Here is a 24524-nt window from a genome sequence, read left to right on the forward strand (position 1 = left end):
GATCGGCTGATCGCGGCCGGCCGGGAGCTTTCCTGGCGCTCGTGCCCGACACTGCCGGTCGGCCTGTCACGCGGGGACGCGTGTCGATGTCCGCCCGGATGGCTGAGGTCAGCGAGGCATGTCATGGTTCCCACTCCGGCCGGTTCAACGATCACATCAGGCAGGCTCCGTCCGCTGCCGGGGCCCGCACCCGTCGTCCGGCCCGCTTCGTCTTCCGTTCCGGTCGGGCCGGACGAGGACACATTCCGGCGGGCGATGATCGCCCTTCCCGCGGAGACCTGCCGGGTCCGCACCGTCCGGGCTTTCGTCTCCGGCCTCCTGAAGTGCTGGGGCGTGACCGGTTCGGACCGGGACAGCGCTGTCCTGGTGGTCAGTGAACTGGCCGGCAATGCCGCCCAGCACGGTGGATCCGAGATGACGGTGAGTGTGTCGCTGTCGGATAGGGATCTGTGCATCGACATCGTCGACACCGAGCCCTCCGTCGACCTGCCCCGCCCCCGCGGAAGCGATGCCGACGATGAACACGGGCGCGGACTGGGCATCGTCGAGTATCTGGCCGAGTGGATCGACATCCATGCCCAACCCGAAAGCTGGCGCTGCGGCGTCGGCCTGCGTGTTTCCCGGACGGTTGCCGCGGACGTTGCCCGGGCCGCGTAATAGGTGCCCTGTGCTTCGGCAAGGGGTGAATCGAGGTGGGCAGCTGGTGGGAGGTGCCGTCTCGGAGCATGGCGGAGAGGACGTCGATGCGGCGCCGGGCGAGGCGGATGAGGGCTTGATGCGGTGTCTTCCCCGACCCGGCAGCCCACGGCCAAGGCCGGCTGCAGGAGGGCGCCGATCGAACCCGGCTGGTCACCACGACCAGCACGTAGCCGTGCCTGACCTGCAGACCTGGAGCAGATCCGCACAGTCCGCCTCGCTGTTGGGGAGTGGCCCGGCGAATACCTTCTTGGCGGTCGGGGGCAGCAGGGCGTTGATGCTCGCCCTTAAGGCCATCCAGCCTCATATCTTTACCGCAAGGCATGAACATAGGACTTCTCGCCTCGCTCGACCACCGCATGGATGCATACGGTCTTGACGACCGCCTATGAGCTACAAGAGGTGACCATGCGCACTGGACACGCCGCAATCGCCGCTGCGGTGGCGATTGCTGCCATCGCGGTGACAGAGGTGCCGGCGAATGCCGCCGACACGACTACGACCTTCACAGTGACCGCCACGACGGGCCTCACGGTCGGAGCGCAGCCGAATGCGTCGCTCTCTTCGGCGGCACCAGGTGGAGACGCGGTCGGTGCGCTGGGCAACGTCACGGTGAACGACCAGCGTTCCGAGCTCAGCACTGACTGGATCGCGACGGTGAGCTTGAGCACGCCCTTCACCACAGGCAGTGGCACCGCCTCCGAGACGATCGGTGGCGCCTCTGTCGTGTACGACCCCCGTACGGCGATCAACCCGGTCAACGGTCCGTTCACAGCCGGCACTTCGGGGAACCTCGCCTCCCCGCGCACAGCGTTCTCCCGACCCAGCGGTGACGGCGCCAACTCCGTGAGTTGGAATCCCCAGTTGACTGTCAGCGTACCGGCGGGCAACGTCTCCGGCGCTTACAGCGGCGTCATCACCCATTCAGTGGCATGAAGGAGCCGGCTGACGGGCTTACGGGGCAGCAGCGAACGGGCCCGTTCATGAGGGTGGCACTGGGCGTACTGACGGCCGCCTTGGTGGGCATGGCGACTCCCGCCGTGGCTTCCCCCCTCGAGCCCTCCGATCCCGGATATCTGGGCTTCCGTCTCCTGGAGGCTCCTGTCGCCCGGCGCGATGACCCGCGGGCACTGAAGTACATCGTCGATCACCTGAAACCGGGAACCACCATCGAGCGCCGGTTCGAGGTGGCCAACAACAGTGATGATCGGCGCGAGGTGCGGCTGTATGCGGCCGCCGCGGGGATCAAGGAGAACAGGTTCACCTTCGCCGACGGGCATACCGCGAACGAGTTGAGCGAATGGACCAAGGTCCATCCCGCCCGGCAGACGCTGGACCCCCGGGAGAAGTCGGAAGCCGTGGTCACGATCAAGGTGCCGAAGGATGCCGCACCGGGTGAGCGGTACGCGGTGGTGTGGGCCGAGATCGGAACGCCACCCGATGCCACACACAACATCGGCAGCGTCACCCGCGTAGGAGTGCGCGTCTACCTGGACGTCAGTGAAAGCGCGGAGTACGCCGCCTTTGACATTGAAAAGCTCACTGCCATCCGTAGCAAAGAAGGCCGACCAAGCGTCATTGCGGACGTCCGTAACAGCGGAAAGCGGGCGCTGGACATGAAGGGGAAGCTCCACCTCTCGGGAGGCCCGGCAGGGTTGACCGCGGGCAGCTATCCCGTCATCACGGGCACCACACTCCCTCCGGGAGGGGTGGGAACGGTGCGGATCGATCTCGACCAGCGGCTGCCTTCGGGGCCGTGGACGGCGCGGCTGCAACTGGAAAGCGGAACGGTGAGGCGCAGCCTGTCAGCTCGATTGACGTTCCCGGAACCGGGCGGCAGGAGTTTCGCCTGGCTCTCGGACCCGTCAAGCGGCTCGCTGCGGTACGCCTTGACGGGCGTGATCGTCACGCTCGGCGCTGCCGTGGCTCTTCTTTTCGTCAGGCAGCGGCGCCGGGGATGCGCCTAGTGCCTGCCATGGATGACGCCTGAGGGTGAAACGGGAGCATCGTCTGGCGCGCGGCTGATGCGGCAGGGGACAAGCCTGAGATGTTCGAACTCTTCATTTCAGTGCTTACCGGGCTTGGTATCACAGAAGGGAGGGTCGGTGAGAGTTCGTCGCAGATCAAACCGCCTCGGTGTATGGGGCGGGATCATCCTGATGTCGGTGGGCGTCCTGGCCATGCCCCCGGTGGCATCCGCTCGGGCAGAAGCCGTAACGGGCGGACGCTTGTTCCTCATTCCTCGCGCCATTCTGGCCCCGGCTGTCACCGTCCCGGCATCGGCCACCATAGGAGCCGTACAGCCCGGACAAACGACGGGCGTGCAACTCGGTCAGGTGAGGGTCACCAACAGCGGCGGTCGTACCTGGATCGCGACGGTGTCGGCGAGCAACTTCACCACGGGTGGGGGCACGGCCGGCGAGACCATCTCGAAGGTGCGGCTCTCGTACTGGTCGGGCCCGGTCGTCTCGAAGATGGGGAGCGGGAGTTGGGTCCCTGGTCAGCCCACTGCCGGGAACGCACAGCCTCTGGACGTCACGCGCACGGCATTCTCGTACTCGGGTGTCATGACGAGCACCTCCGTCATCTGGCAACCTACGCTGCAGATGTCGGTGCCTGCCTCGGCCGTGGCAGGCACCTACAGCGGCACGCTGACGCATTCGGTCGCGTAACGGGCCTGGCCCGCTGCTTCCTTTCCGGTTCTACGGGGTCGTTGTGTTGAGCAGGACCGACACGGTGTCCGCCCCGATATTGGCGGTCGTCACATCAGGGCGAGTGTCCTCGTCGAAGTCCCCCACGGACACGGAGAACGGCTGTGTGTCGACGGCGAAGTCAGCCTTGGGGTCGAAGGTGCCGTCGCCGTTGCCCGACAGCACCGATACCGAATCACCGAACGCGTTGGCCGTGACGAGGTCGATGTTGGCGTCATCGTCGAAGTCCGCGGCTTCGAGGGAGAAGGGGGCGGTGTCTGTCGTGTAGTCGACTTTGGTGTCGAGGGTGCCGTCTCCGTTACCGAGTAGCACCGACACCGAGGAGGCGTCGAGGTTGGCGACCGCGACATCGACGTTGGTGTCCTCGTCGAAGTCGCCCACCTCGATTCGGTTGGGGACGGCTCCGGTTCCGTAGTCGACCTTGGCGTCGAAAGTACCGTCACCGTTACCGAGCAGGACCGACACCGTGTCCGCGCCGAAGTTGGACACGACCAGATCGACGTTGGCGTCCTCGTCGAAGTCGGTTACTGAGACTCCATACGGGAACGACCCGGTCCCGTAGTCGACTTTGGTGTCGAAGGTACCGTCTCCGTTACCCAGCAGCACCGACACCACGTCCGCTTCAAGGGCGGTGACTGCCAGATCGACGTTGCCGTCCTCGTCGAAATCACCCGCAGCCACCTTGTACGGAGTCGTCGCCGTGCCGTAGTCGACTTTGGTGTCGAAGGTGCCGTCACCATTACCGAGCAGGATGGACACCGTGTTGCCCAAGCTGTTGGTCACCACCAGGTCGACATCGCCGTCCTCGTTGAAGTCACCGGGCTCCAGTCCATCCGGATAGTCACCGGTTCCGTAGTCGACTTTGGTGTCGAAGGTGCCGTCACCATTACCGAGCAGGATGGACACCGTGTCGGCGTCGGAGTTGGCCACGGCCTGGTCCTCGAAGCCGTCCTCGTCGAAGTCGGCGACGTCCACGGCCACCGGCCCGGCGCCTGCGCCATAATCGACATGGGTGGCAAAGGTCGGGGGGTCCGCCATCGCAGTGCCCTGCGCGGTGATCAGCCCCATCACCACCAGCAGGACGGTCACCGCGAGTCTCCCTCCCTTCCGAGCCGTGGTGGTCGGGTGTTTCTGCAGCATGATGCCTCCTCAGCGTCATGGAGTGGTTTGGCCTTTGTCGACCTGTGCTTGTCGTCGTACCGGCGAAGGGGACTCGGGCTCAGGTCATGGATTCTGCATTTCGGCCACTCTTGCTCGTCCAGTCGACGCCGCAGGAGCCGAAGCGACGAGAGAACACCCTTGAGCAGCAATGCCGACGCTTGATCATTTCCCTGTTTCGGTCAGGGGCCGGCGCCGGCACGCAGATCACCGAAGCCATCCACTGCAGTGAATGGAACCGTTCATACACTCCCGCTCAATTGACGAGCCGTCAATGGATATCCGGCAGCCGGCCCTCCATTTCGAGGCGCAGGGGTTCCATGGGGTTGTGAGAAAGTCTCCACTGCGCTCCGGAGCCGCCGGGATCCATGCATGAAGTCCCATGAACGGCGTGAATATGAAGACGTACTGCTGACGCCGGTTCGGAACCTTCCCCTGGGTGATCCAGCGTTCGACCGTTTCGGGTCGACCTCGATCGCGTCGGCAAGGTCCTGCACGGTCATTCCGTTCATCGAGTTTCAGGCACCGCGACGACGTCCGACCGAACCGGCTGAGTCGCTTGCCCGGCTGGAGTGGGCTGTCCCTGGCCTGCGAGCGCATCGACTGCCTGCGCCGGCCGGTGTGGCCTGGGAAGCGCTGGGAAGTCTGTAGCGCGATGGCCGCATTGCCGCCGAGAACCCCCGGGCATGGGCCGACAGGGTCACGCTTGGCGCGCGCGGTCTGCTACAGGGTGTCGCTGAGGGTGTCCGCGAGACGGTGCCGGACGGCCCGCAGGGCGGGCAGCAGTGAGACGGCGACCGCTCCGGCGACTGCCGCCACGCCGAGGAGGACGAGAGCGCCGGGTGACGGGAGCTGGGCGATGCCCGCGCCGATGCCGCTGGAGGCGGCCTGGAGATCGATGAGCCATCGGGAGGCCAGGAGTCCCAGGCCCGTACCGACGAGGGCGGCAGCCAGGGCGATGAAGCCGGTGCCTGCCACAATGACCGCGATGATCTGGCGGGGTGTCAGTCCGATGGCCTTGAGGGCCAGCAGGTCGCGCCGTCGGTCCCGTACGCCGGCGGCGATGGTGGTGGACAGTTCAGCCAGGCCGATCAGCGCCAGTACGCCGATCAGTCCGGCGACCACAGGGCGTACTGAGGAGAGCTCGTCGGCGGTGTTGGCGCTCTCGCGGATGTCCAGCCGGTCCGACGCCCGGTCCGAGAGCCGGTCACCGACCTCGGAGGGGTCGGCTCCGGGCACGAGGACGAGGGAGTAGAAGTCCGCCCGGAGTGCGGGGTCGCGCTCGCGCAGGGTGTCCAGGGAAGTGGAGATCACCCGTCCGTTGTCCTCGGGCTCGATGATGCGGCCGACGATGTGCAGGATCTGCGGAGTGCCTCTGACGGTCATGCGGACCCAGTCGCCCACTTCGACGTCGAGCAGGTCCAGCAGTCCTTGTCCGGCGACGGCCTCGTCGGGGCCGTCGGGCGGGCGGCCTTCAGCCACGGCAAAGGGATAGGGGTGGGCCGCGGTGCCCAGGCCGCGCAGTGTGATCGTGCCGGTCTGGCCGGGCACCAGCGCCGCGACCTCGGCGCCGGGATAGGCCGCGGTGACGGCGGGGTCCGCCGTGACCAACCTCCGCATGGAGTCGTCGTCGAGGTCGTCGCCGCGGGCGGTGAGGGCGGCGGCGATCCCGACGTCCTGCGGGTCGCTGTCGAACCGGTCGAGGGTGGCCCAGGTGCCCAGGGCGATCGTGATCAGCACGATGGGCACGGCCAGCCGGGCGATCGCCGCGCCGGCCCGCAGGGGATATTGGAAGGCGCCGCGCCAGCCGAGGACCAGGGCGGGCGGCAGGCGCAGGCCCAGCGCCCGACGGGTGGTGCCGGACATCCGCCGGGTGGCGGGGACGTTGGCTCGTGCGACGGGTACGGGAGATACGCGGCCTGCCCGCCAGGCGGCCGAGCTGGTCGTGGCGGTGATCAGGAGGATAGCGCCCACCGCAATGCCCGCAGGAACCCAGATGTGTCCGGGCAGGGCCTGCCAGAGCTGCACCGCGTCGCCGGCCCGGCCGGGCAGCTGGGCGCCGAGCAGTTCCGTCAGGAGCGTCCCAGCGGCGATGCCCAGCAGCGCGAGGGTCAGGTACTCGGCCAGGAACATTCGGATCAGCTGCGCGGGGGTGAAGCCGATGGCCTTCAGGACGGCGATGTCGCGCAGCGAGCTGCGGATCCTGGTGCTGACGGCGCCTGCCACGGCGAATCCTGCGGCCAGCAGAGCGCCCAGGCCGAAGACGCCCAGCAGCAGTCCGAGCAGGCGGTCGCTTCCCTGAGCGGCGGCTCGGGCCTCCTGCCAGGTGGAGATCCCGGAGATCTGGTCGGCGCCGAGTTCGGTAACCGCACGCTGGACGGCGAAGTCGGTGTGCTCGGGATCGGCGAGCCGCAGCCCGATGACCTGTTCATGGCGCTCGCCGGGCTCGAGCCGCAGGAATGTGGCGGTGGGCACCCATGCCACGCCGGGGACTTCTCCCGGCTCGTACGGGGGCTCGGCCGTCTCGGCGATGCCGATGATGCGCAGGGTGTCCGCGGCTGCGCCTTCCCCGCGCACGTGCAGCCGGTCGCCGGGCTCGGCCCACAGGGCGCGGGCCAGTGAACTCTCCAGAACAACTTCGTCGCCGGCCCCGGAGGCGAGCCAGCGCCCGGAGGTGATCAGCGGCCTGGCCACTTCCGGCGGTGTCGAGGTGGCGGCGCGCAGTTGCACCGCCGCTCTGCTCCCGGCGAGGTCGGCGGTCCCGGGGCCGGTGAGGAACGGCCCCGACGTGGCCCGCACCCCCTCGAGCCCGGCCAGCCCCCTGGGGTCGAAACCTGCCTTGGTCTGGATCCACACGTGCGCGCCGTTGGACTGGGTGAACACACGCTGCCACGGGTTGGCCGCGTACGTGAGGAAGGCCCCGGCGAGCAGCAGGGAGACGATGATCCCGGCGGTCGCCAGGACCAGGAACAGCGCCTCGCCGCGGCGCACCCGCAGATCGGCCCGTACCCACAGCGCCACGGCACGCATCGTTCAGCCCCCGAGTTCCAGCGTTCCGGACACCCCGCCACGACGCGGTCCCTCGCGGCCGAGTACGGCGTCGTCGACGATCCGGCCGTCGAAGAGGCTGATGACCCGATCCGCGGCGCTTGCCATCCGGGCGTCGTGGGTGACGAGCACGATGGTCTGGCCGCGCTGGTGGAAGCGGGAGAGCAGCCGCAGCACTTCGCGGGTGCCCTTGCTGTCCAGACTGCCGGCGGGCTCGTCGGCGAGCAGCAGGGCGGGGTGGTTGACCAGGGCGCGGGCAAGAGCGACGCGCTGCTGTTCACCGCCGGAGAGCTCGCCGGGCGTGCTGTTCTCCTTGCCCTCCAGGCCGAGGTCGGCGAGAAGCTCGGCGCGATCCTCCCGTGCGCGCCGCGCGGTCTTGCCGGCCAGCAGCGCGGGCAGATCGACGTTGTCCGCCACCGTCAGGTGGGAGACCAGGTTGAAGAACTGGAAGACGATGCCGATGCTGCGTCGGCGCAGCACGGCCCAGCGGGCCTCGCTGTAGCCGTCGACCCGCCGGCCGTCGAGCCAGATGCGCCCGCTGTCGGGCCGGTCGAGTCCGCCGAGGAGGTGCAGGAGCGTGGACTTGCCCGCTCCGGAGGGGCCGGTCACCGCCAGGAACTCGCCGCGCCCCACCCGAAGATCGACCCCGCGCACGGCCCTGACGGCGGCGCCCTCGGCCTGGTAGGTCTTGACCAGGCCCTCCCCCCGCAGCAGAGGCTGGGCCTCGGTGGGTTCCTTCCCTGCCGCCGGGGAGGCGATCTCGTCGGCGCCGCCTGCGGAAGACGCCTCGCGATTCATTCCAGCTCCTCCTGACAGCGCTCCAACCAGTCGAGGTCCGCCTGCAGGTGCAGCATCGCCCCTTCGATGAGCAGTTGCCCGAGCCGGTTGTCCCGGTCCTCGGTCGCTGCCAGCTTCGACAGATCACGCATGGTGTTGAGGTAATGGCGGCGCTGCTGGTTGATCAGCGCGATCTGGTCGGCCACACCCGAGTCCGGCGCCAGGGCGATCTTCATGAAGAACTCGTCCCGCACCCGCGGCTCGTCGGTGGGCTTCTCGAACCATGCCTCCACCGCCTTGCGCCCTGCCGGGGTGAGCCGGTAGATGCGCTTGTTCGGGCGGTTCTCCTGGGTGACGTCCTCGCCCTCGATCAGTCCCGACTTCTCCAGTCTGCCGAGGGTGACGTAGATCTGCCCGATATTCGGCTGAGGGTATGCGGCGCCCAGCAGGCCCTCCAGCGCCTGCTTGAGCTCGTAGCCATGGGCGGGCCCTTTCGCCAGCAGTGCCAGAAGGGGGAGACGCACGTTCGCCCGCCTCCCTTCCCGGCGTAGGATTTGGCGCGGGTGCCCCACAGCCCGGCGTGCGGCCGCAGGCTACGGACCTCTCCGCACCGGCGCATTCCGCTTACATAACGGGTATCCAGCGTACGGCTGCCTGACGTGCTGTATCGCTGCACCCGCCGCTACGCCGTCAGCATTCCACTACGCAACGGATATACGGGGCACGGTTGCCCGGCGAGTTGGCATCGCTGTACCAGGAGGAGCCATGCGGTGGACGCGAATCGCCAGCCGGGGACTCCTCGTCGCTGCGCTGATCTGCGCCGGCTACGTCAGCCACACCGCCGTGAGCGGTGTGGACGAGTCCGCGGCCAGGAGAGGACCGTTGACCCTGGTGACCGGTGAAGACCTCACCGGGTACCTGGAAGGGGTCTTGAAGGACTGGAACCAGGCACACCCCGGTGAGAAGGTCACCCTCGTCGAGCTCCCGGAGGCAGCCGACGAGGTCCGGGCCCAGATGGCCACCAGCCTGCGGTCCGGCAGCGCCCGCTACGACGTTCTCAACATCGATGTGGCCTGGACCTCGGAATTCGCCGCGGCCGGCTGGATCTCCCCCCTGAACGCCGACCGCTTCCCGATCAAGCAGTTCCTGCCGCCGGTGGTGCAGACGGCCACGTTCGACGGCCGCCTCTATGCGCTGCCCTATGTCACCAATGCCGGCCTGCTCTACTACCGCAAGGACGTGCTGGAGAAGGAGGGGGAGAAACCGCCGCGCACATGGGCCGAGCTCGAGCGACTGGCCAAGACGGTGGCACCGAAGTACGGCCTTGACGGCTACGCGGGGCAGTTCCTTCCCTACGAGGGGCTCACGGTGAACGCTGCGGAGGCCGTGCAGTCCACAGGCGGCACGATCCTCGTCGACGAGGGCAGGCGGGTGACCGTGGACTCTCCCGCCGCGCGCCGGGGCCTGGAACTCCTGACCCGGGGTGTCCGAGACGGCTGGATCCCCAAGAAGGCGCTCACCTACAAGGAGGAGGAGTCGCGCAAGGCCTTCCAGGACGGGAAGCTCCTCTTCCTGCGCAACTGGCCCTATGTGCACGCCTTGGCCGGCGGCAAGGACTCCGAGGTCGCAGGCAAGTTCGGTGTGACGCCGCTGCCGGGACTGGGCGGGAATGCAGCGGGCATCCTCGGCGGCTCCAATCTCGCGATCAACGCCGACTCACGCCACCGTGACTCGGCAACCGACCTCCTCGTCTACCTGACCAGCCAGAAGGTGCAGCGGCAGGTCCTCGTCGACGGCGGCCTGCCACCGGTTCGGGCCGACCTCTACAACGACCCCGCGCTGGTGCGGAAGTTCCCCTACCTGCCCACGCTCCGGGAGGCCGTCCTGGCGGCGAAGCCGCGGCCCAAGAGCCCGCGGTACGACCAGGTGAACCTCGTGATCCAGGCCGTCGTCCACGACGCCATGGCCCAGCGCGACACGACCGACGAGGCCATCGCCCGGCTGAAGCGGGAACTCGAGGCCATCGCCCGGCAGCGCTGACACCATGCGGCCGACAGCGCGTTCCGTCCGTAGGAAACGCTGTGTTGAACATCAAGGCGTCCCCGCGCCGCGGTGGTGACGGCCGGCAGGATCGACCCGCGGGCGGGTCGGCGCGCCACTCGCTGCACGCCGGAAGAACGGCGGCGCCGTCGTGAGGCGATACGACGTAATGAGGCGAATCGCCGGTCTCCTGCTCGTCCGATTTTGTGTCCGGCGCGCATGTAGACACGAGCCCATCTGAATGGAACGCTCGCTACAGAGAGGGGCGTTCGCGTCCGGCGTCCCCTGTTGTCTGTCTGTCTCGCCGCTCCAGTGCAATCCCGCCGGCCCCTGCGCCGGCCGTGTTCCTCGCACGAGCCGCAATTCCCAGCACCAGCAAGAAGTAACTGCACGAGCCGGCGTCCTCGCACGTCCAGATTCCTTTGCTGAGAGGAGTTCCCCGGATGAGGAACCCAAGCGCCCCGGCGGCACTGGCCGCCGTCGTCCTCGCCATGGCGGCGAACCTCGCCGCTCCCGCTTCCAGCACCGCCGCGCCCCCGGCCGACGGGCCGGCGGCGTTCATCGTGGACACCACGTCCGACGCGGTGGACGCTGACCCGTCGGACGGCCGGTGCCGCGCCGCATCGGGCGCGTGCAGCCTGCGTGCCGCGGTGATGGCCGCCAACGCCCGGCCGGGCAGTACCATCACGCTGCCGCCGGGCCACTACCGGCTGACCATCCCGCCCGATCCCCGGCTGATCATCGGCGACCATCCCGACCCGACCACGGGCGACCTGAACGTCAATGCCTCCACCACGATCCAGGGCTCCGGGGCGCGGAACACCGTCATCGACGCCAACCGGCTGGACCGTGCCTTCCGCATGCGGGCGGACACCCGGCTGTCCGATCTGACGATCACCGGAGGATTGGCCAAGCAGCGCGAACTGCCCTTCACCGACACCGGTGGTGGCGCCATCGCCAACGCACAGCACATGACCCTGCGACGAGTCACCGTGTCCGGGAACTCCGCCGGTTACGGCGGCGGCATCTTCAACGTCCCCGATTCCCACCTGGATCTGATCGACAGCACCGTCAGCGGGAACGTGGCGGGAGAGGCCGGCGGCATCAGGTTCGACGACAGCGGCACCGTGACCAACTCGACGATCGCCGACAACCGGGTGACGGACCCCGGTGACCGTCCCGGCAGCCTCGGCGGCTACGGCGGCGGCATCGACATCCGCGGCCTGGGACCGGTCGAGATCCTCAACTCGACCATCACCGGCAACCGTTCCAGCGACGGCGGGGGTGGAATCAACATCGCCCCCGCCTACCTCGACAGCCTGCCCCGGCCGATCCCCGACATCATCGATCTGCCCCTGGGGCGTCTGACCCTGCGCAACTCCGTCGTCGCGAACAACACCGTCAACGGCACGGTGGCCGACTGCCAGAAGGCCTTCGCCACCATCGCGTCGGGAGGTCACAACAGCGACAGCGACGGCAGTTGCCGGCTCACCGCCGCGGGCGATCTGCCCAGTCGTACCCCGCTGCTGGGACCGCTCACCGACAACGGCGGCCCCACGGACACTGCCGCGCTGCTGCCGGGCAGCCCCGCCCTCGACGCGGCACGTGACTGCCCGGCCACCGATCAGCGCGGGGTCGCCCGCCCCCAAGGCGGCGCCTGCGACATCGGCGCCTATGAGCACACGCCATGACCACGGCCACCTGTATCGGCACCAGGAGCGACTCGATGAGATCCACCGGCCTGCGCTACTTCCTGAGCCGCGCCCTCACCGCCGCCGCGGTCCTGCTGCTGTCACTCACCGCACCCCCGCCACCGGTTTGGGCCGACACCGGCCACGACCGCCTGGTCCTGCCCACCTCCCACGGCTGGGTGCGCGGCGCGGCCGGCCACGACGGCGGTCGGGTCTTCCAGGGCATTCCCTTCGCCGCCCCGCCGACCGGCGAGCGGCGCTGGCGTCCGCCCCAGCCCCCCGCGCGGTGGTCCGGCGTACGGAACACCACTGCACCGGCCCACCCCTGTCCCCAACTCCCGCTGACACTGCTGCCCGACGGAGGCCCCGTTCTGCCCGGGGAGTCCAACCGGACCGGCAGCACCACGGAGGACTGCCTGTACCTCAATGTGTGGACGCCCGCCCGCACGGGCCGCGAACCCCTCCCGGTGCTGGTGTGGCTGCACGGCGGCGGCAATGCCTACGGCGCGGGCAGCGACTACGACGGTGCGGCGCTGGCCGCGCGCGGCATGGTGGTCGTGACCGTCAACTACCGCCTCGGAGCACTGGGTTTCCTCGCCCACCCCGCCCTGTCGGCCGAGAGCGCCGACCGCGCCTCCGGGGACTACGGCCTGATGGACCAGCAGGCCGCACTGCGCTGGGTACGGCGGAACATCGGCGCCTTCGGCGGCGACCGGAACCGGGTCACTCTGGGCGGCCAGTCCGCCGGGTCCGCGGACACCTGCTTCCACATCGCCTCGCCGACGGCGAGGGGCCTGTTCCACCGGGCCATCCAGCAGAGCGGAAGCTGTGCCTCCGACGGCGGTCTCACACCGCTCACGCTCAGCGCGGCCGAGCGGAAGGGGAGCGGATTTGCGGCTTCGGTCGGCTGCGCCGACCCGTCCACCGCGGCAGCCTGTCTGCGCGCCGTACCCACCGCCGAGCTCATCCGCGACGCCGGGCAGGGTGCTGCGTCCTTGTGGGGACCGAACACCGGACCACAAGTCCTCCCGCGTCCTCCTCGCACGGCGTGGGCCGAGGGGCGGGTGAACGCGGTCCCGACGCTGAGCGGCAGTACCCACGACGAATACCGCTACTTCACCGCGCTCTACGTGGACCTGCTCGGCGGCGGTCCCCTGACACCCGACTCGTATGCCGCCCTGATCAGGCTCCAGCACGGCGACCGGGCCGCCGCGGTCCTGGGGACGTACCCCGCCGCTGCCTTTCCGTCTCCCAACGTGGCCTATTCCGCCGTGGCCACCGACCAGCGGTTCGCCTGCCCCGCACGGGCCGACAGCCGCCTGTACAGCGGCCGGGTGCCGGTCTACGCCTACGAGTTCAACGACCCCCAGGCGCCGCCGTTCATCCCGGCGCCGCACACCCCGCAGGGTGCGTTCCACGCCTCCGAACTGGCCTACCTCTTCCCCATGGACTCGGTGCCGCCCCTGACGGCTGCCCAGCGGCGGCTGTCCGCCACGATGACCGCCTACTGGGCCCGGTTCGCGGCCACCGGCGACCCCAACGGACCCGGCACCCCCGCCTGGCCGCGCTACACCCCCGACGGGGACGGCATCCAGGTACTGGCGCCGGACCGCGTCGCCCCCACCACGGATTTTGCGACGGACCATCACTGCGATTTCTGGCAGCAGTCCTCCGCTCTCCGAGGAGTCGTGCGATGACATCGACGTTCACCCTGGTCCAGGACGGGCGCCTCGCTGTACGGCAGGGCCCGGCCGCCCTGGCGGACCGACAGCGGGAGCGCCTGGCCGCAATGGTCGACTTCGCCCGCGCCCGCTCCCCGTACTACCGCGAGCTGTACCGGACGCTGCCGGAACGCGTGGTGGACCCGACCCTGCTGCCGGTGACACGCAAGGACACCCTCATGGCCCGCTTCGACGACTGGGTCACCGATCCGGAGGCGACCCTCGGCCGTGTTCGGGACTTCATCGCGGACCCTGCCCGGGTCGGCGAGCCCTTCCTCGGCAAGTACCTCGTCTCCACCACGTCCGGAACCACCGGGCACCGCGGTGTCTTCCTGCTCGACGACCGGGCCGCGGCGGTGGTCAGGGCACTGTCGCTGCGCGCCGCCCGCCGCACCCTCACCCCTTCCCTGACGGCGCGGATGCTCGTGCACCGGATGCGGGCGGCGCACGTCGTCGCCACCAGCGGCCATCTGGCCGCGTACGCCGTCATCGCCCGCTCGCGTGCGGCCGGCCGCCTGCACGCCCGGGGGAGCCGGGTCCTGTCGGTGCACAGCCCGCTGCCCGAACTGGTGGACCAGCTCAACCGGTACCGCCCGGTGCTCCTGAGCGGCTACGCCAGCGTGATCGCGCTGCTCGCCGGTGAGCAACTGGCCGGCCGTCTGCGCATCGCCCCGGCCGTCGTGTCACTGGTCGCCGAGGGCCTCAGCGACCGTGAGCACCGGCGCGTCAGCTCCGCCTTCGGGGCGCATGTCGTCAACACCTACGCCTGCAACGAGAGTCTCGCCCTGGGGTACGGCTGCCCGCTCGGGTGGCTGCACACCCACAGCGACTGGCTGATCCTGGAGCCGGTCGACGCCGATTACCGTCCCGTCCCGCCCGGTCAGGAGTCCTTCACCGTGCTGCTGACGAGCCTCGGCCGATGGGCGCAGCCGATCCTGCGCTACGACCTGGGCGACAGTGTCCTGTGGCGTCCGGACCCGTGTCCGTGCGGAGACCCGCTGCCCGCGGTCAAGGTCCGTGGTCGCGCCGCAGACCTCCTGTCCTTCCCGAGCCGGGACGGTGGGACCGTCCGTATCGTGCCCATGGCCTTCGAGACCCTGCTGGAGAGCCTTCCGGACATCGACCTGTTCCAGATCGTGCAGACGACTTCCACGACCCTGAGGGTGCGTATCCGGGCGACCGCCGGAGCCGATCATGACCGATTGTGGAACGCGGTGCGGACGGGGCTGGCCGCCCTGCTCACCGACCACCGGACGGACCAGGTGAGGATCGAGCGCGCACATGAACCGCCCGAGCAGTCTCCGGGGGGCAAGTACCGGGTGGTCATTCCCTGCGCGTGACGCCCCGCGAAGGGGCCTCGGGCCGCGCGCCGTGCGGGAGAACGCCGCGGTGCGCCGCCAGCGCCAGCAACGCAACGCGCAGTGGGCCGGTCTCCAGTGCGGCGGCCGGCTCGAACCAGCGTGCAACGGCGGTTCCGCTCGCCACCCTGAGTGTGAAGCGCGCCAGTTCGTCCGACACCTCCGGGCGGTCACGCAGGCCGAAGACGGCACTCACCGAGTCCGTGGCCCAGGCCAACAGCGCGTCGCGGTAGTGGTGCACCTCCGCCACGGCCGCCGCACTGGCATCCTGCTGCACCATGCCCAGCCCGAGGAGCAGCTTCAGCCCGTGCGGATGGCGCTGGAACGCGTCCTTGACCTCGTCGAGGAAGGTGTCCAGACGCTGCGCGACGTCGGTCCCTGGCACCTCGACGGGGGGCAGCGCCGCCAGCAGAGCGGTCCTGGCGCGCTGCAGCACCGCGACGTAGATCCCGTCCTTGCTGCCGAAGTGCCAGTACAGGGAACTGACAGGCAGGCCGCAGGCGGCGGAGATCATCGAGATGGACGTGGCGGCGTAGCCGTGCCGCGACATCAGGTCCCCGGCCGTATCGAGGATCGCGTCGCGGGACCGCGTGCCGCGGTGCTGGGCCGGTGCCTGCGTCATACTGCCGACTCTAGAGGAGCGCCGGTCCCGGACGCCCTGGGAAAGGGAAGTCCGGGGCGGGGGCCGGTCGTCCCGAGACGTCCTCGTCCCGTGGCTGCCGACTATTTGGTCCGCAGCATGAGGGCGTGGCGAGTGTCGTCGCCGTAGATACCGGTTTCGTCACCGCTAATCCCGTACCGCTCCTGGAATCTGGCCACGGCCGCCCGGACCTCCAAGCCGTAGCGGCCGTCGATCGCGCCGCCGTCGTAGATGTTCGGCACCTGTTGCAGACGTACCTGCAACTCGTACACTCCATGGCCACTGTCGCCCTGGCGCAGCACGCCCGTGCCCGGGATCTCGGGGAGCGAGGGGGGAGCGGGGGGAGCGGGGGGAGCGGGGGAGTCGGGCAGTGGCCGGTCCGGTTGCCCGGAGGGCGGAGAGGGAACCGCCGACGGGCGGTCGTCGTCGACCAGCAGCCAGGAGGCGAGGATCAGTCCGCTCACTGCGCCCGCCCCGAAGGCTCCGGCGACACGAGTGGCCCGCCAGGCGGTGAAACGCCGCCATCCGCGACTTCTGTTTCTCGCACGCGCGCGGGCGAGTGGTGTCGGCTCCTCGGGGTACGGGCCGTTGAGTTGCTCCGGGGGCGGAGCCGGGCGCCGGGGGGTCACCGGCACGGTGGTCTCCGGGGGCGGGCCGGTCCTGCGGTACCCGCCCTCGCGCGGGACTACCCGGGGCGGGAAGACCATCGGCGGCGCTGCATACGCCGGACCTGCGCCACTCGCCATCCGTGGCTTTCCCAGCGACGGGGGAGGAACTGGAGACAGACGCGCACCGCGCGACCACAGCGGCTCCACCGCGACATGCTGCGGGGTGTCGGCCCCGCGTAGGCCACCGGTCCGCAGCGGCTGAACGGCAGCGGGCGGTACAACATGCGGGCGGCGACCCGGATCCACGCCATCGAGTCCCTCACCCCGCCCAACCGGCTGTACCCGTCGGGGTGGGGGCGGCGCCGGAGTCGCGGACGGGGGTGGGGACGGGTGAGTGAAGCCGGATCTCCCGGCCGTCCGGCTGCGTTGCGACCAGGACGGTGGCGCGCCCTCGGCCCACCCCCCATGCTCGTCGGACGCGTAGAGGTCGGCGCGTGCGGCGTCCAAGGCGTCCAGCACGGCTTGGAAGGAGTCTTGTATGTCCTGCGCGATGTCCGGAGTCGAACCGGGCGCTCGCTGCGGCTCGGTGTCGTAGAGTCCCACCGGCTGTCCTCCTCAACCGACGGCTGGATGACCTGTCCGAGACAGACCGTCGCGTCTTTAGTGAGCGTTTGGGTACCGTGATCCTGAGTGGTGATTGCGAGGGCGGCACCCTTGCGGGTGCCGGCCGCGCGGGTCGGCTTCACTGTTTCGTCGTGAGGCGATACGCATCCCGCGCGGTCTCGTCTCATTCCCGTTCCGCGATGTAGCCCATATCTCATCGATTTCTTCCCTGCGGTTCTGAGCGCGTCGGCGCCGTGCCCGCCGCCGCGCGGGTCCGGGCACGCAGGGTCGTGATGAGCGGGCGTAGGCGCAAGTCCCATGGCCTGGCCTGGGAGAAGCGGCAGATCGTGGCGTGCCGGGGACTTGGATGTGTCCGGTTCGTCTACGCGTGGTCGGGAAGCGGATACGGCCATCGAGGGCGGCGGGATCGGCCATTGGACGGTGGTGCAGGCCGAGGCCCGGATGCTCCCGCGCGCCGTGCTGTCGGCCCTTGCCCACAGCTGTCCCCGGGGGAAGAGTCGGGGCCCGCAACGGAACAGAAGCATTGCGGAACCGTCCGCTTGGCACCCCATGGAGGAGCTCCACCATGAAAAGATCGCGTCCCAGAGCGTGGCTCCTGGCAGTCATCTCGTCCATGCTGGCCGCGGGAGTCGCGTTATCACCCGGGCAGACTGCTTCGGCCGACCCCGCCGGGGTCCAACGCACCCTCGACTGGGAACAGTCGGCCGATCGCACTCTCCCCGCCGCAGCACCTCCCAACCTCATCAAGCAGTGGGCCACGTCGTACGGCGCCACGAACGTCACCGGTCCCACCCGCGACGGCTCCTACGCAGCCCGCTTCGAGCTCCGCAAATCCGACCCGGTCGTCTCGAGCAGCAAGCGGGCGGAGATATCGCAGCGCGACGAGCAACCGGCAAATGCCGAGCGGTGGTACGGCTTCAGCATCAATCTGGCGACGACATGGGCCCACGACACCTCGGCCGAGATCGTGAGCCAGTGGCATCAGTGTGACGTCGGCTGCCCGGGTGGCTCACCGCCCTTGGCACTTCTGACCGACGACGGGCGCTGGAAGATCGACTTCCGCGGCCAGTTCATCGATCTGGGTCAGTACACCACGGGTGCCTGGGTCGACTGGGTCTTCCACGTGACCTGGCGTACGGACAGCACCGGCCTGCTGCAGGTCTGGAAGAACGGCGAACGTGTCGTGAACCGTACGGGCGCCACCCACGACGGGGGCCCGCGATCGCCCTACTTCAAGTTCGGCATCTACAAGTGGGACTGGAACACCGGTGCTCCTTCCAGCACCACCCAGCGCGTGATGTACTACGACGCTCTGCGTCTGGGTGACGAGCGCGCCGTTCACAGGGACGTCGCACCCCAGAGGACATGTACGCGAGCCCCGTCGGTGGCCTCCGCGTCCGCCACCACGTACGAGCCGGCGAACCCGCCCGCCAATGCCATCGACGGCGACCTGTTGACCCGCTGGTCCGGTCAGGGATTCGGCGCCGCGCTGATCCTCGACACTGGTGCGCCACGCCAGCTGTGCGGCGCGACGGTGGCCTGGCACCGCGGCGACCTGCGGTGGAACGACTACACCATTCACGCTTCGCAGGACGGTATCTCCTACACCAAGGTGTGGGAGGGCCGCAGTTCGGGGACGACCACCGCGCCCGAGACGGTGCTCTTCACCACGGGATCCCTGGACGCCCGCTACCTCAAGATCTCCTTCTGGGCCAATCCCGAGAACGACTGGGCGAGTATCACCGAAGCCAGGCCACTCGGCCTCTGACCAGTGAGCGCGCCGCACTGCCGGCGTGCGCATCGTCCCCCGCGCGGTTGCTGCAGCTCGTGACCGCCGTCAACTTCCGCCAGGGCGGGGGTGCGACCGGAACAGGGGACCGGTCGCACCCCCGCTCTGCCCTGCCCGCCCTCTGCATCACGCAGATCACCAGTCGGGCATCGTCCACTGGGCATTCCCCGTCCTGAACCTCGAGATCACGGCTCTACGGATGGGGCGGTTCCGCGTAACCCGCGAACGACCGCGGAAGCGCCCGGCCGCGTGTGCTGTCGAAGACGGGGCCTTTCGCTCGCAACGCTACAGAGCCACCTGCGGTCCGGCAGTCGGGTGGCACGCTGCAGGCGGTCCCCGGCGTGTGCTCACTCCCTCCGGCGTCCCCGGGCGTAGGGTCGGTGTGTGGACGGATCGAATCGGCTCAGCGCCGACGATGCCCGGCTCCTCGAGCTCGAGTCGGCGGCGATCGCCGGTCATACGCTGAAGATGGTCATGCTCGAGCCGAGCGACACCCCGCTTGACATCGATCGACTGCGTGAGAGCGTCGATGCGAGGCTCGAGGCCGGATCACGCGGCCGCGAGCGCGTTGCGCTCCCCGGCCCCCAGTGGGTCACCGACGACGCGTTCGACGTCGCCGCCCACGTCCGCCGCTGCGATGGCACCGCCGGGATCAACGAGCGTGGCGCCTGGGCGGCGGCGGGTCAGCTGATGTCCGAGCGCCTCGAACACGGCCGCCCGCTGTGGGCGTTCGACCTCGTCGGCCCACTTGCCGATGGCCGCGAGGCGGTCGTTGCGCGCATCCACCACGCGATGGCCGACGGAATCAGCTGCCTTCGGTTCCTCGACGAGGTCCTGTGGGAGCCGTCCGGCCATGCGCCATCCCCGCCGCGTGGGGCTGCGGTACCCGCGGCGGCCGGATCGCGCGGGCGCGAATTGCGCCGGCTTCCGGCGACGTTGTTGCGCGAGTTCGGACATCGGACGAGGGACTCGGCGCTCGACCGCAGGATCGGGGCCGCGCGCGAGCTCGCATTCACCACCGCACCGCTTGCCGAACTGAAGGCGATCGGCACATCGCGGCCCAGCCGGGCCACGGTCAACGACGTCCTGCTCGCGTCGATCTCCGGCGGCTTGCGCGTCTGGCTGGCGGCCGCCGGCGCGCGCGCCGGCAGGCTCCGGGCCCAGGTGCCGGTCAGCCTCCACCACCGCGACGAGGATCCGGCCGAGCTCGGCAACCGTGACTCGTTCCTCAACGTCGACCTGCCGCTCGCCGAACCCGATCCGCTGGCCCGCCTCGATCGGATCAGCGGCGAGACCGCCGCTTGCAAGACCGCCGGCGACGCCCAGGAGCTCTACGACCTCTTCCACGCGCTCGCCCGCTGTCCGCCGCTCGAGCGCGCCGTCGAGCGCATCGCCGCCGGCCCACACGAGTTCAGCCTCGCGATCTCCAACGTGCCTGGCCCGCACGCGGCGCTCGCGGTGATCGGCCGGCCGGTCGAGCGGCTGTATTCGGTCGCCGAACCGGCGCAGCGCCACGCGCTTCGGGTGTCGGCGATCTCCTACGCAGGAACGGTCGGTGTCGGACTCTGCGCCGATCCTGAGGCGCTGCCGGGGGCCGCCGCGCTCGCCGACGCGATCAGCGGCTCGATCGCCGAGCTGCGGCGGGCGGCGCGCGGATAGCGTCTGGCCCCAGCGCCCGAACGCGAGATCAGGAGTCCCGGCCGCTCGATCCCACGGGATGCGGCGCGGGCGGAGTCGGTCATCCCGGCAGCGGGCCGGGGGCCTGACCGCCGGTCCGGGCGTGACCGGCGGTCTGCGCCGTGCCGCGGCCCCGCCGCGGCCGGTCACATCACGGCTGCTTCGGCGGGGCCTCGCTTTCCTCCTTCGCCAGGTTCGACTTCCGGTACGAGTAACCGAAGTAGATCACCAGGCCGATCAGGAGCCACACCAGGAACCGGAGCCAGGTCTGCCAGGCCAGGAACGTGATCAGCCAGAGTGAGAACACCACACCGATCGCCGGCACGAACGGCACTCCCGGGCAGCGGAAGCTCCGTGGCAACTCCGGCTGCCGGTAACGGAGCACGATCACCGCGATGCACACCACGACGAACGCGAGCAGAATGCCGATGTTGGTGAGCTCCGCCGCCTCACCGATCGGCAGGAATCCGGCGATCAGCGCCGACGCCACGCCGACGATCCATGTCACCCGCACCGGCACGTGCCGCGTCGGGTGTGTCTTCGCGAACCAGTGCGGCAGCAGCCCGTCGCGGCTCATCGAGAACCACACCCGCGTCACGCCCAGCATGAAGGTGAACATCACCGTGAGGATGCCGATGATCGCGCCCACCGCGATGAGGTTCGCGAGACCGTCCAGCCCCACGGACTCGAAGGCCGTGGAGAACCCGCTCTCCGGGTCGATCTCCGTGTAGTTCTGCATACCCGTCAGCACCAGACAGGCCAGCACGTACAGCACCATCGAGATCGCCAGCGAGTAGATGATCGCCTTCGGCATGTGCCGCTGTGCGTCCTTGGACTCCTCGGCCGCCGTCGACATGGCGTCGTATCCGAACACGGCGAAGAAGACGGTCGCCGCACCCGTGAACGCCCCGCCGACGCCGTACGGGAAGAACGGGTTGTAGTTGGAGGTGTCGATGTGGAAGAAGCCGATGACGATCACCAGCAGGACGACCAGGACCTTCAGCACCACCACGACCATCTCGAACCGGGCCGCGTTCTTGATGCCGAGCGTGAGCAGGTACGCGGTGAACAGGCACAGGATCATCGCGAACAGATCGACCTGACGCCCCTCAGCGGTGCCCGGGGCGCCCAGCATCCACACCGGCAGGTCGACCCCCATCGCGCCGAGGAGGAAGCCGAAGTAGCCCGAGATCCCGATGGCGACCACCGCCACGATCGCCGTGTACTCCAGCAACAGGTCCCAGCCGATGAACCAGCCGGCCAGCTCGCCGAGCACGGCATAGCCGTAGGTGTACGCCGAACCCGCCTTCGGGATCATGCCCGCGAACTCGGCGTAGGAGAAGGCCGCGGCCGCGCTCGCCACGCCCGCGATCAGGAACGAGACGAGCACCGCGGGTCCGGCGGTACCGTTGGCGACCGCCCCGGCGAGGGCGAAGATCCCGGCGCCGATGATGCCGCCGATACCGATGGCCGTCAGCTGCGCCAGGCCGAGTGTTCTGGTGAGCTGCTCGCTCGGAGCGACTTCTTCGATCTGTTCGATGGGCTTGCGGCGCAGTACGCCCTGTCCCATCCGGAGCCCTGCCATGAGCCACCTCTTCGCAGACTGCTGTGGGCTGATGGCGGCTCATGATGGCCCAGGTGAGGCGGCGGCGGAAGACGACATGCGGTGCAGCCGAGGTGAGGGTTGCCGGAGGGTTCCGAGACCACCGGCCCGGGCCAACGCCCTGCCTTCATCGGCCGACCGCGACCGAGCCGACGATCCGTCTCCCGCCGACCTCGAAGCGCCGTCCACGTGCGTGAACCGCATCCGAGGGTGTGCGACGACCGCTGGGCGTTCGTCCCGGCCGTAGCGCCCGCGATCCCCGGGCGCCCCATGGCATGGCATTTCTGCGTTCCGGTTCCTTCATCGTCCGCGCGCGGGTCGGAAAGTAACGCGTCAGAGGTGTGCGCCGGAGCACTGCCCGACATTCAGGTAGCTCGTTTGCGTGGCGATTGACGTTGGGACCGGCCTGTGGTCGCACGCTCTGTTCGTGCTCCGATGCCCCGTTTCTATCGGCCTTCCCGAGGCCTAAGTTGGTAAGACTCTGCCAACTACCTTTACAAGTACGTCATCGGATCGATCCCCCGCCATTCTCTTTACACCACAGGAGGTGATACGCCCATGTCTTCTCCCGGTCTCGTGTTGCTCAAAGGTGGTCCGAGCGGTGCTCCGCAGGTAGTGCAGGCGCCGTCCGGCGGCGAGGGAGTTCCGGTGAAGATCGCGTACGTCGGCGGCTACGAGCACTACGAATTCACAGGAGAGTTCGCCGACATCGGTGAGGGCCCCATGCCGGTGTACCGCTGGACGCGCCATCAGCCCGGAGCGGAATAGCGGGGCGTCGGTTTCGCAGCCGACGGTGATGAGCGGGATCCCGCAATACCGGTGGCGGATCTGCTTTCCGGTCGCGACACCGGCGCACCATCAACCGCCTATGGGAGGTCGAGATGAGCAACTCCTTTTGCTCACCGCCAGAACACCGGATATCCGCAGGACCAGAACGCGGTGGAGTGAGCGCGCGGGACGTCATGGTCACCGGGATGGGGTTCTGTCTGCCGGGCAGCAGCCGGCCCGTCTTCACCGCGGACGACGTCTGGGACGTCGCGTCACGTGGCGCGTCGAACCTCGTCCACGGTGACGTCCACTACGGTGCGGTCGATCTGTCGCAGGCCATGTTCGATGCACGGCTGCCGGACATCCCGCCGACGTTCTCCCGGCACTACACGAACGCCCACAGGTTCGGGCTGGTCTCGCTGGTGGAGGCCTGCGCCGACGCCGGGCTGGACTTCCGCGCCGGTGATCTGACGGGAGCGGCCGTTCTGACCGGGCGTGGCGGGGTGGACACCAATGTCGGGCCCTACATGGCAGTGCTCGAGGCCGATCCCCTGACGACCAGCCCGCAGGAGGCGATGGAACTGTTCGTCCGGGGCCAGCAGGGCCTCACACCGTCCGACGTCTCCCTGGTACAGGGCGCGCTCATACGGTCGACCGGCCCGTGCTTCACCGTGTCCTGCGGGTGCGCCTCGTCCGCGGTGCAGGTCGGCACCGCTCAGCAGCTGATCGCCAACGGTGTGGTCGACCTTGCCGTCGTGTCGGGCGTGGACCTCTTCGGTCTGGACGTCATCCTGAACGTCCAACGGCTGCTGCGTGCCGCCCAGGGGGCGTACGAGGCCGTCCGGGTCGAGGGCATGCCGCAACTCCTGCCGTCCTTCGACCGCCTGATGCGCCCGTACGACCGTCGGGCGGACTGCGTGAACCACGGTGAAGGCGCGGCCACCCTCATCCTGGAGTCCCGCAGGCACGCCGATGAGCGAGGCGCACGCGCCCATGGTCAGGTGCTGGCTCATGCCATGACCCGCGACGGTCTGGCGAACCCCCTGGCCAGTGACGACAGCGGAGCCGCGCTGGTGGAAGCCGTCCGCCAGTGCCTGGGGGACCGGTGGGACATCTCGCAGATTCCCTATGTACACGGCGGCAGCGACGGTGATGTGGTGGTCACCGCTTTTGAGGCGAACGCGGTCAAGCAGCTCTACGGCCCCGACAGCGGCCTGGTGATGACCTCGCAGGAGGCCTGCTTCGGCCACAACGGCGCGCCGGCGGGCTGCCTCGGGGTGGCGCTGAGCCTGCTGATGATGCAGCGGGGGCAGGTGTGTCCCACGGCGAACTGCGAAGAGCCCGCCGACGGGTTGCCGTTCGATCCGGTTCCCGGCACGAGCAGCAGGCCTCTCGACTTCGACTACGCGCTGACCTGCAACTACCAGATCGGCGGGGTGAAGAGCGTGCTTCTCGTCGGCAGCCCGGACGCCGTCTGACGGCGGTCCGTTCCGGCACCCGCGTGCCTGCCACGTGGTGCAACCCGGTTCGCGGCCCGGCCGGAGAGGGAAGGACACGCGACCTGGTGTCGCCCTCGCCGACCACGGCCGGCTCCGGCGGCGCCGATCGCCCCGTC

The 24524-nt window shown here is 69.3% G+C and carries 19 protein-coding genes and 1 pseudogene; 13 read left to right on the plus strand and 7 right to left on the minus strand.

The window, feature by feature from the left end; genetic code table 11:
- Positions 1-255 precede the first annotated feature (255 nt).
- The 4 genes from IE198_RS18960 to IE198_RS18975 all read left to right on the plus strand — a co-directional run bounded on the left by IE198_RS18960 (position 256) and on the right by IE198_RS18975 (position 3368).
- Positions 256-657 carry an ATP-binding protein gene (locus tag IE198_RS18960; RefSeq protein ID WP_189888111.1) on the plus strand — a complete coding sequence of 134 codons (402 nt, stop codon included), beginning with the start codon at positions 256-258 and terminating at the stop codon, positions 655-657.
- Between the two features lie 414 nt (positions 658-1071).
- Entirely contained in the window at positions 1072-1632 is a 561-nt protein-coding gene (locus tag IE198_RS18965) for a hypothetical protein (RefSeq protein WP_229834087.1), read from the plus strand.
- Between the two features lie 47 nt (positions 1633-1679).
- On the plus strand, positions 1680-2663 hold the full coding sequence (locus IE198_RS18970; RefSeq protein ID WP_229834090.1) for a peptidase: 984 nt from the start codon (positions 1680-1682) through the stop codon (positions 2661-2663).
- Positions 2664-3017: 354 nt separating this feature from the next.
- Positions 3018-3368: a hypothetical protein gene (locus IE198_RS18975; protein ID WP_189888116.1), complete on the plus strand. Its 351-nt coding sequence runs from the start codon at positions 3018-3020 to the stop codon at positions 3366-3368.
- A gap of 30 nt (positions 3369-3398) precedes the next feature.
- Here IE198_RS18975 and IE198_RS18980 read toward each other — a convergent pair whose 3' ends face one another.
- The 4 genes from IE198_RS18980 to IE198_RS18995 form a co-directional block, all read right to left on the minus strand.
- Positions 3399-4547, minus strand: coding sequence for an FG-GAP repeat domain-containing protein (locus IE198_RS18980; protein WP_189888118.1), 1149 nt, complete (start codon positions 4545-4547; stop codon positions 3399-3401).
- 741 nt (positions 4548-5288) lie between these two features.
- On the minus strand, positions 5289-7595 hold the full coding sequence (locus IE198_RS18985) for an ABC transporter permease (RefSeq protein WP_189888120.1): 2307 nt from the start codon (positions 7593-7595) through the stop codon (positions 5289-5291).
- A gap of 3 nt (positions 7596-7598) precedes the next feature.
- The gene (locus IE198_RS18990; RefSeq protein WP_189888122.1) at positions 7599-8411 is read right to left on the minus strand and encodes an ABC transporter ATP-binding protein; all 813 of its coding nucleotides are present in this window, start codon (positions 8409-8411) and stop codon (positions 7599-7601) included.
- Positions 8408-8914 (minus strand): PadR family transcriptional regulator, encoded by a 507-nt coding sequence (locus tag IE198_RS18995; protein WP_189888124.1) that lies wholly within the window; start codon positions 8912-8914, stop codon positions 8408-8410. The genes IE198_RS18990 and IE198_RS18995 overlap by 4 nt, the downstream gene beginning before the upstream one ends.
- A gap of 241 nt (positions 8915-9155) precedes the next feature.
- Between IE198_RS18995 and IE198_RS19000 the strand changes: the two genes are divergently transcribed.
- The 4 genes from IE198_RS19000 (at position 9156) to IE198_RS19015 (ending at position 15182) form a co-directional block, all read left to right on the plus strand.
- Complete coding sequence (locus tag IE198_RS19000) at positions 9156-10430, plus strand: ABC transporter substrate-binding protein (protein WP_189888126.1); 1275 nt, start codon at positions 9156-9158, stop codon at positions 10428-10430.
- Between the two features lie 443 nt (positions 10431-10873).
- On the plus strand, positions 10874-12121 hold the full coding sequence (locus tag IE198_RS19005) for a right-handed parallel beta-helix repeat-containing protein (protein WP_189888129.1): 1248 nt from the start codon (positions 10874-10876) through the stop codon (positions 12119-12121).
- A gap of 35 nt (positions 12122-12156) precedes the next feature.
- On the plus strand, positions 12157-13818 hold the full coding sequence (locus tag IE198_RS19010) for a carboxylesterase/lipase family protein (protein WP_189888131.1): 1662 nt from the start codon (positions 12157-12159) through the stop codon (positions 13816-13818).
- Positions 13815-15182 carry a phenylacetate--CoA ligase family protein gene (locus IE198_RS19015; protein WP_189888133.1) on the plus strand — a complete coding sequence of 456 codons (1368 nt, stop codon included), beginning with the start codon at positions 13815-13817 and terminating at the stop codon, positions 15180-15182. The genes IE198_RS19010 and IE198_RS19015 overlap by 4 nt, the downstream gene beginning before the upstream one ends.
- Here the strand turns inward: IE198_RS19015 and IE198_RS19020 are convergent.
- Positions 15166-15822 carry a TetR/AcrR family transcriptional regulator gene (locus IE198_RS19020; RefSeq protein WP_189888135.1) on the minus strand — a complete coding sequence of 219 codons (657 nt, stop codon included), beginning with the start codon at positions 15820-15822 and terminating at the stop codon, positions 15166-15168. The two genes, IE198_RS19015 and IE198_RS19020, sit on opposite strands and share 17 nt — an antisense overlap.
- 101 nt (positions 15823-15923) lie before the next feature.
- Positions 15924-16304 carry a peptidoglycan-binding domain-containing protein gene (locus IE198_RS35300; RefSeq protein WP_229834092.1) on the minus strand — a complete coding sequence of 127 codons (381 nt, stop codon included), beginning with the start codon at positions 16302-16304 and terminating at the stop codon, positions 15924-15926.
- 1333 nt (positions 16305-17637) lie between these two features.
- Between IE198_RS35300 and IE198_RS19030 the strand changes: the two genes are divergently transcribed.
- The 3 genes and pseudogenes from IE198_RS19030 to IE198_RS19035 all read left to right on the plus strand — a co-directional run bounded on the left by IE198_RS19030 (position 17638) and on the right by IE198_RS19035 (position 20520).
- Positions 17638-18840, plus strand: a complete 1203-nt coding sequence (locus IE198_RS19030; protein WP_189888137.1) for a heparin lyase I family protein — start codon at positions 17638-17640, stop codon at positions 18838-18840.
- Between the two features lie 59 nt (positions 18841-18899).
- A pseudogene (locus IE198_RS35305) lies at positions 18900-19051 on the plus strand (MFS transporter); the annotation flags it as partial.
- A 194-nt stretch (positions 19052-19245) separates the two neighbouring features.
- A complete protein-coding gene (locus IE198_RS19035; protein ID WP_189888139.1) occupies positions 19246-20520 on the plus strand; it encodes a wax ester/triacylglycerol synthase domain-containing protein in 1275 nt (424 codons plus the stop codon).
- Between the two features lie 169 nt (positions 20521-20689).
- Here the strand turns inward: IE198_RS19035 and IE198_RS19040 are convergent, their stop codons facing one another.
- The gene (locus IE198_RS19040; protein WP_189888141.1) at positions 20690-22123 is read right to left on the minus strand and encodes an amino acid permease; all 1434 of its coding nucleotides are present in this window, start codon (positions 22121-22123) and stop codon (positions 20690-20692) included.
- Positions 22124-22699: 576 nt separating this feature from the next.
- Here IE198_RS19040 and IE198_RS35310 point away from each other — a divergent pair.
- Together IE198_RS35310 and IE198_RS19045 are read left to right on the plus strand one after the other, a co-directional pair.
- A complete protein-coding gene (locus IE198_RS35310) occupies positions 22700-22909 on the plus strand; it encodes a DUF5988 family protein (RefSeq protein ID WP_229834093.1) in 210 nt (69 codons plus the stop codon).
- Positions 22910-23103: 194 nt separating this feature from the next.
- Positions 23104-24387, plus strand: coding sequence for a beta-ketoacyl synthase N-terminal-like domain-containing protein (locus IE198_RS19045; protein WP_189888332.1), 1284 nt, complete (start codon positions 23104-23106; stop codon positions 24385-24387).
- The last annotated feature ends 137 nt before the right edge of the window (positions 24388-24524 follow it).

Origin of the sequence: Streptomyces xantholiticus (assembly GCF_014651015.1) — a bacterium.
GTDB lineage: Bacteria > Actinomycetota > Actinomycetes > Streptomycetales > Streptomycetaceae > Streptomyces > Streptomyces xantholiticus.

What these genes read in the sequence shown, in the direction of transcription:
- IE198_RS19030 (WP_189888137.1), top strand. Translation starts at nt 17,638, where the DNA reads ATGAAAAGATCGCGTCCCAGAGCGTGGCTCCTGGCAGTCATCTCGTCC.
- IE198_RS18980 (WP_189888118.1), bottom strand. Translation starts at nt 4,547, where the DNA reads ATGCTGCAGAAACACCCGACCACCACGGCTCGGAAGGGAGGGAGACTC.
- IE198_RS19005 (WP_189888129.1), top strand. Translation starts at nt 10,874, where the DNA reads ATGAGGAACCCAAGCGCCCCGGCGGCACTGGCCGCCGTCGTCCTCGCC.
- IE198_RS19015 (WP_189888133.1), top strand. Translation starts at nt 13,815, where the DNA reads ATGACATCGACGTTCACCCTGGTCCAGGACGGGCGCCTCGCTGTACGG.
- IE198_RS18990 (WP_189888122.1), bottom strand. Translation starts at nt 8,411, where the DNA reads ATGAATCGCGAGGCGTCTTCCGCAGGCGGCGCCGACGAGATCGCCTCC.
- IE198_RS19040 (WP_189888141.1), bottom strand. Translation starts at nt 22,123, where the DNA reads ATGGCAGGGCTCCGGATGGGACAGGGCGTACTGCGCCGCAAGCCCATC.
- IE198_RS19045 (WP_189888332.1), top strand. Translation starts at nt 23,104, where the DNA reads ATGGTCACCGGGATGGGGTTCTGTCTGCCGGGCAGCAGCCGGCCCGTC.
- IE198_RS19010 (WP_189888131.1), top strand. Translation starts at nt 12,157, where the DNA reads ATGAGATCCACCGGCCTGCGCTACTTCCTGAGCCGCGCCCTCACCGCC.
- IE198_RS19000 (WP_189888126.1), top strand. Translation starts at nt 9,156, where the DNA reads ATGCGGTGGACGCGAATCGCCAGCCGGGGACTCCTCGTCGCTGCGCTG.
- IE198_RS18960 (WP_189888111.1), top strand. Translation starts at nt 256, where the DNA reads ATGATCGCCCTTCCCGCGGAGACCTGCCGGGTCCGCACCGTCCGGGCT.
- IE198_RS18970 (WP_229834090.1), top strand. Translation starts at nt 1,680, where the DNA reads ATGAGGGTGGCACTGGGCGTACTGACGGCCGCCTTGGTGGGCATGGCG.
- IE198_RS35310 (WP_229834093.1), top strand. Translation starts at nt 22,700, where the DNA reads ATGTCTTCTCCCGGTCTCGTGTTGCTCAAAGGTGGTCCGAGCGGTGCT.
- IE198_RS18985 (WP_189888120.1), bottom strand. Translation starts at nt 7,595, where the DNA reads ATGCGTGCCGTGGCGCTGTGGGTACGGGCCGATCTGCGGGTGCGCCGC.
- IE198_RS19020 (WP_189888135.1), bottom strand. Translation starts at nt 15,822, where the DNA reads ATGACGCAGGCACCGGCCCAGCACCGCGGCACGCGGTCCCGCGACGCG.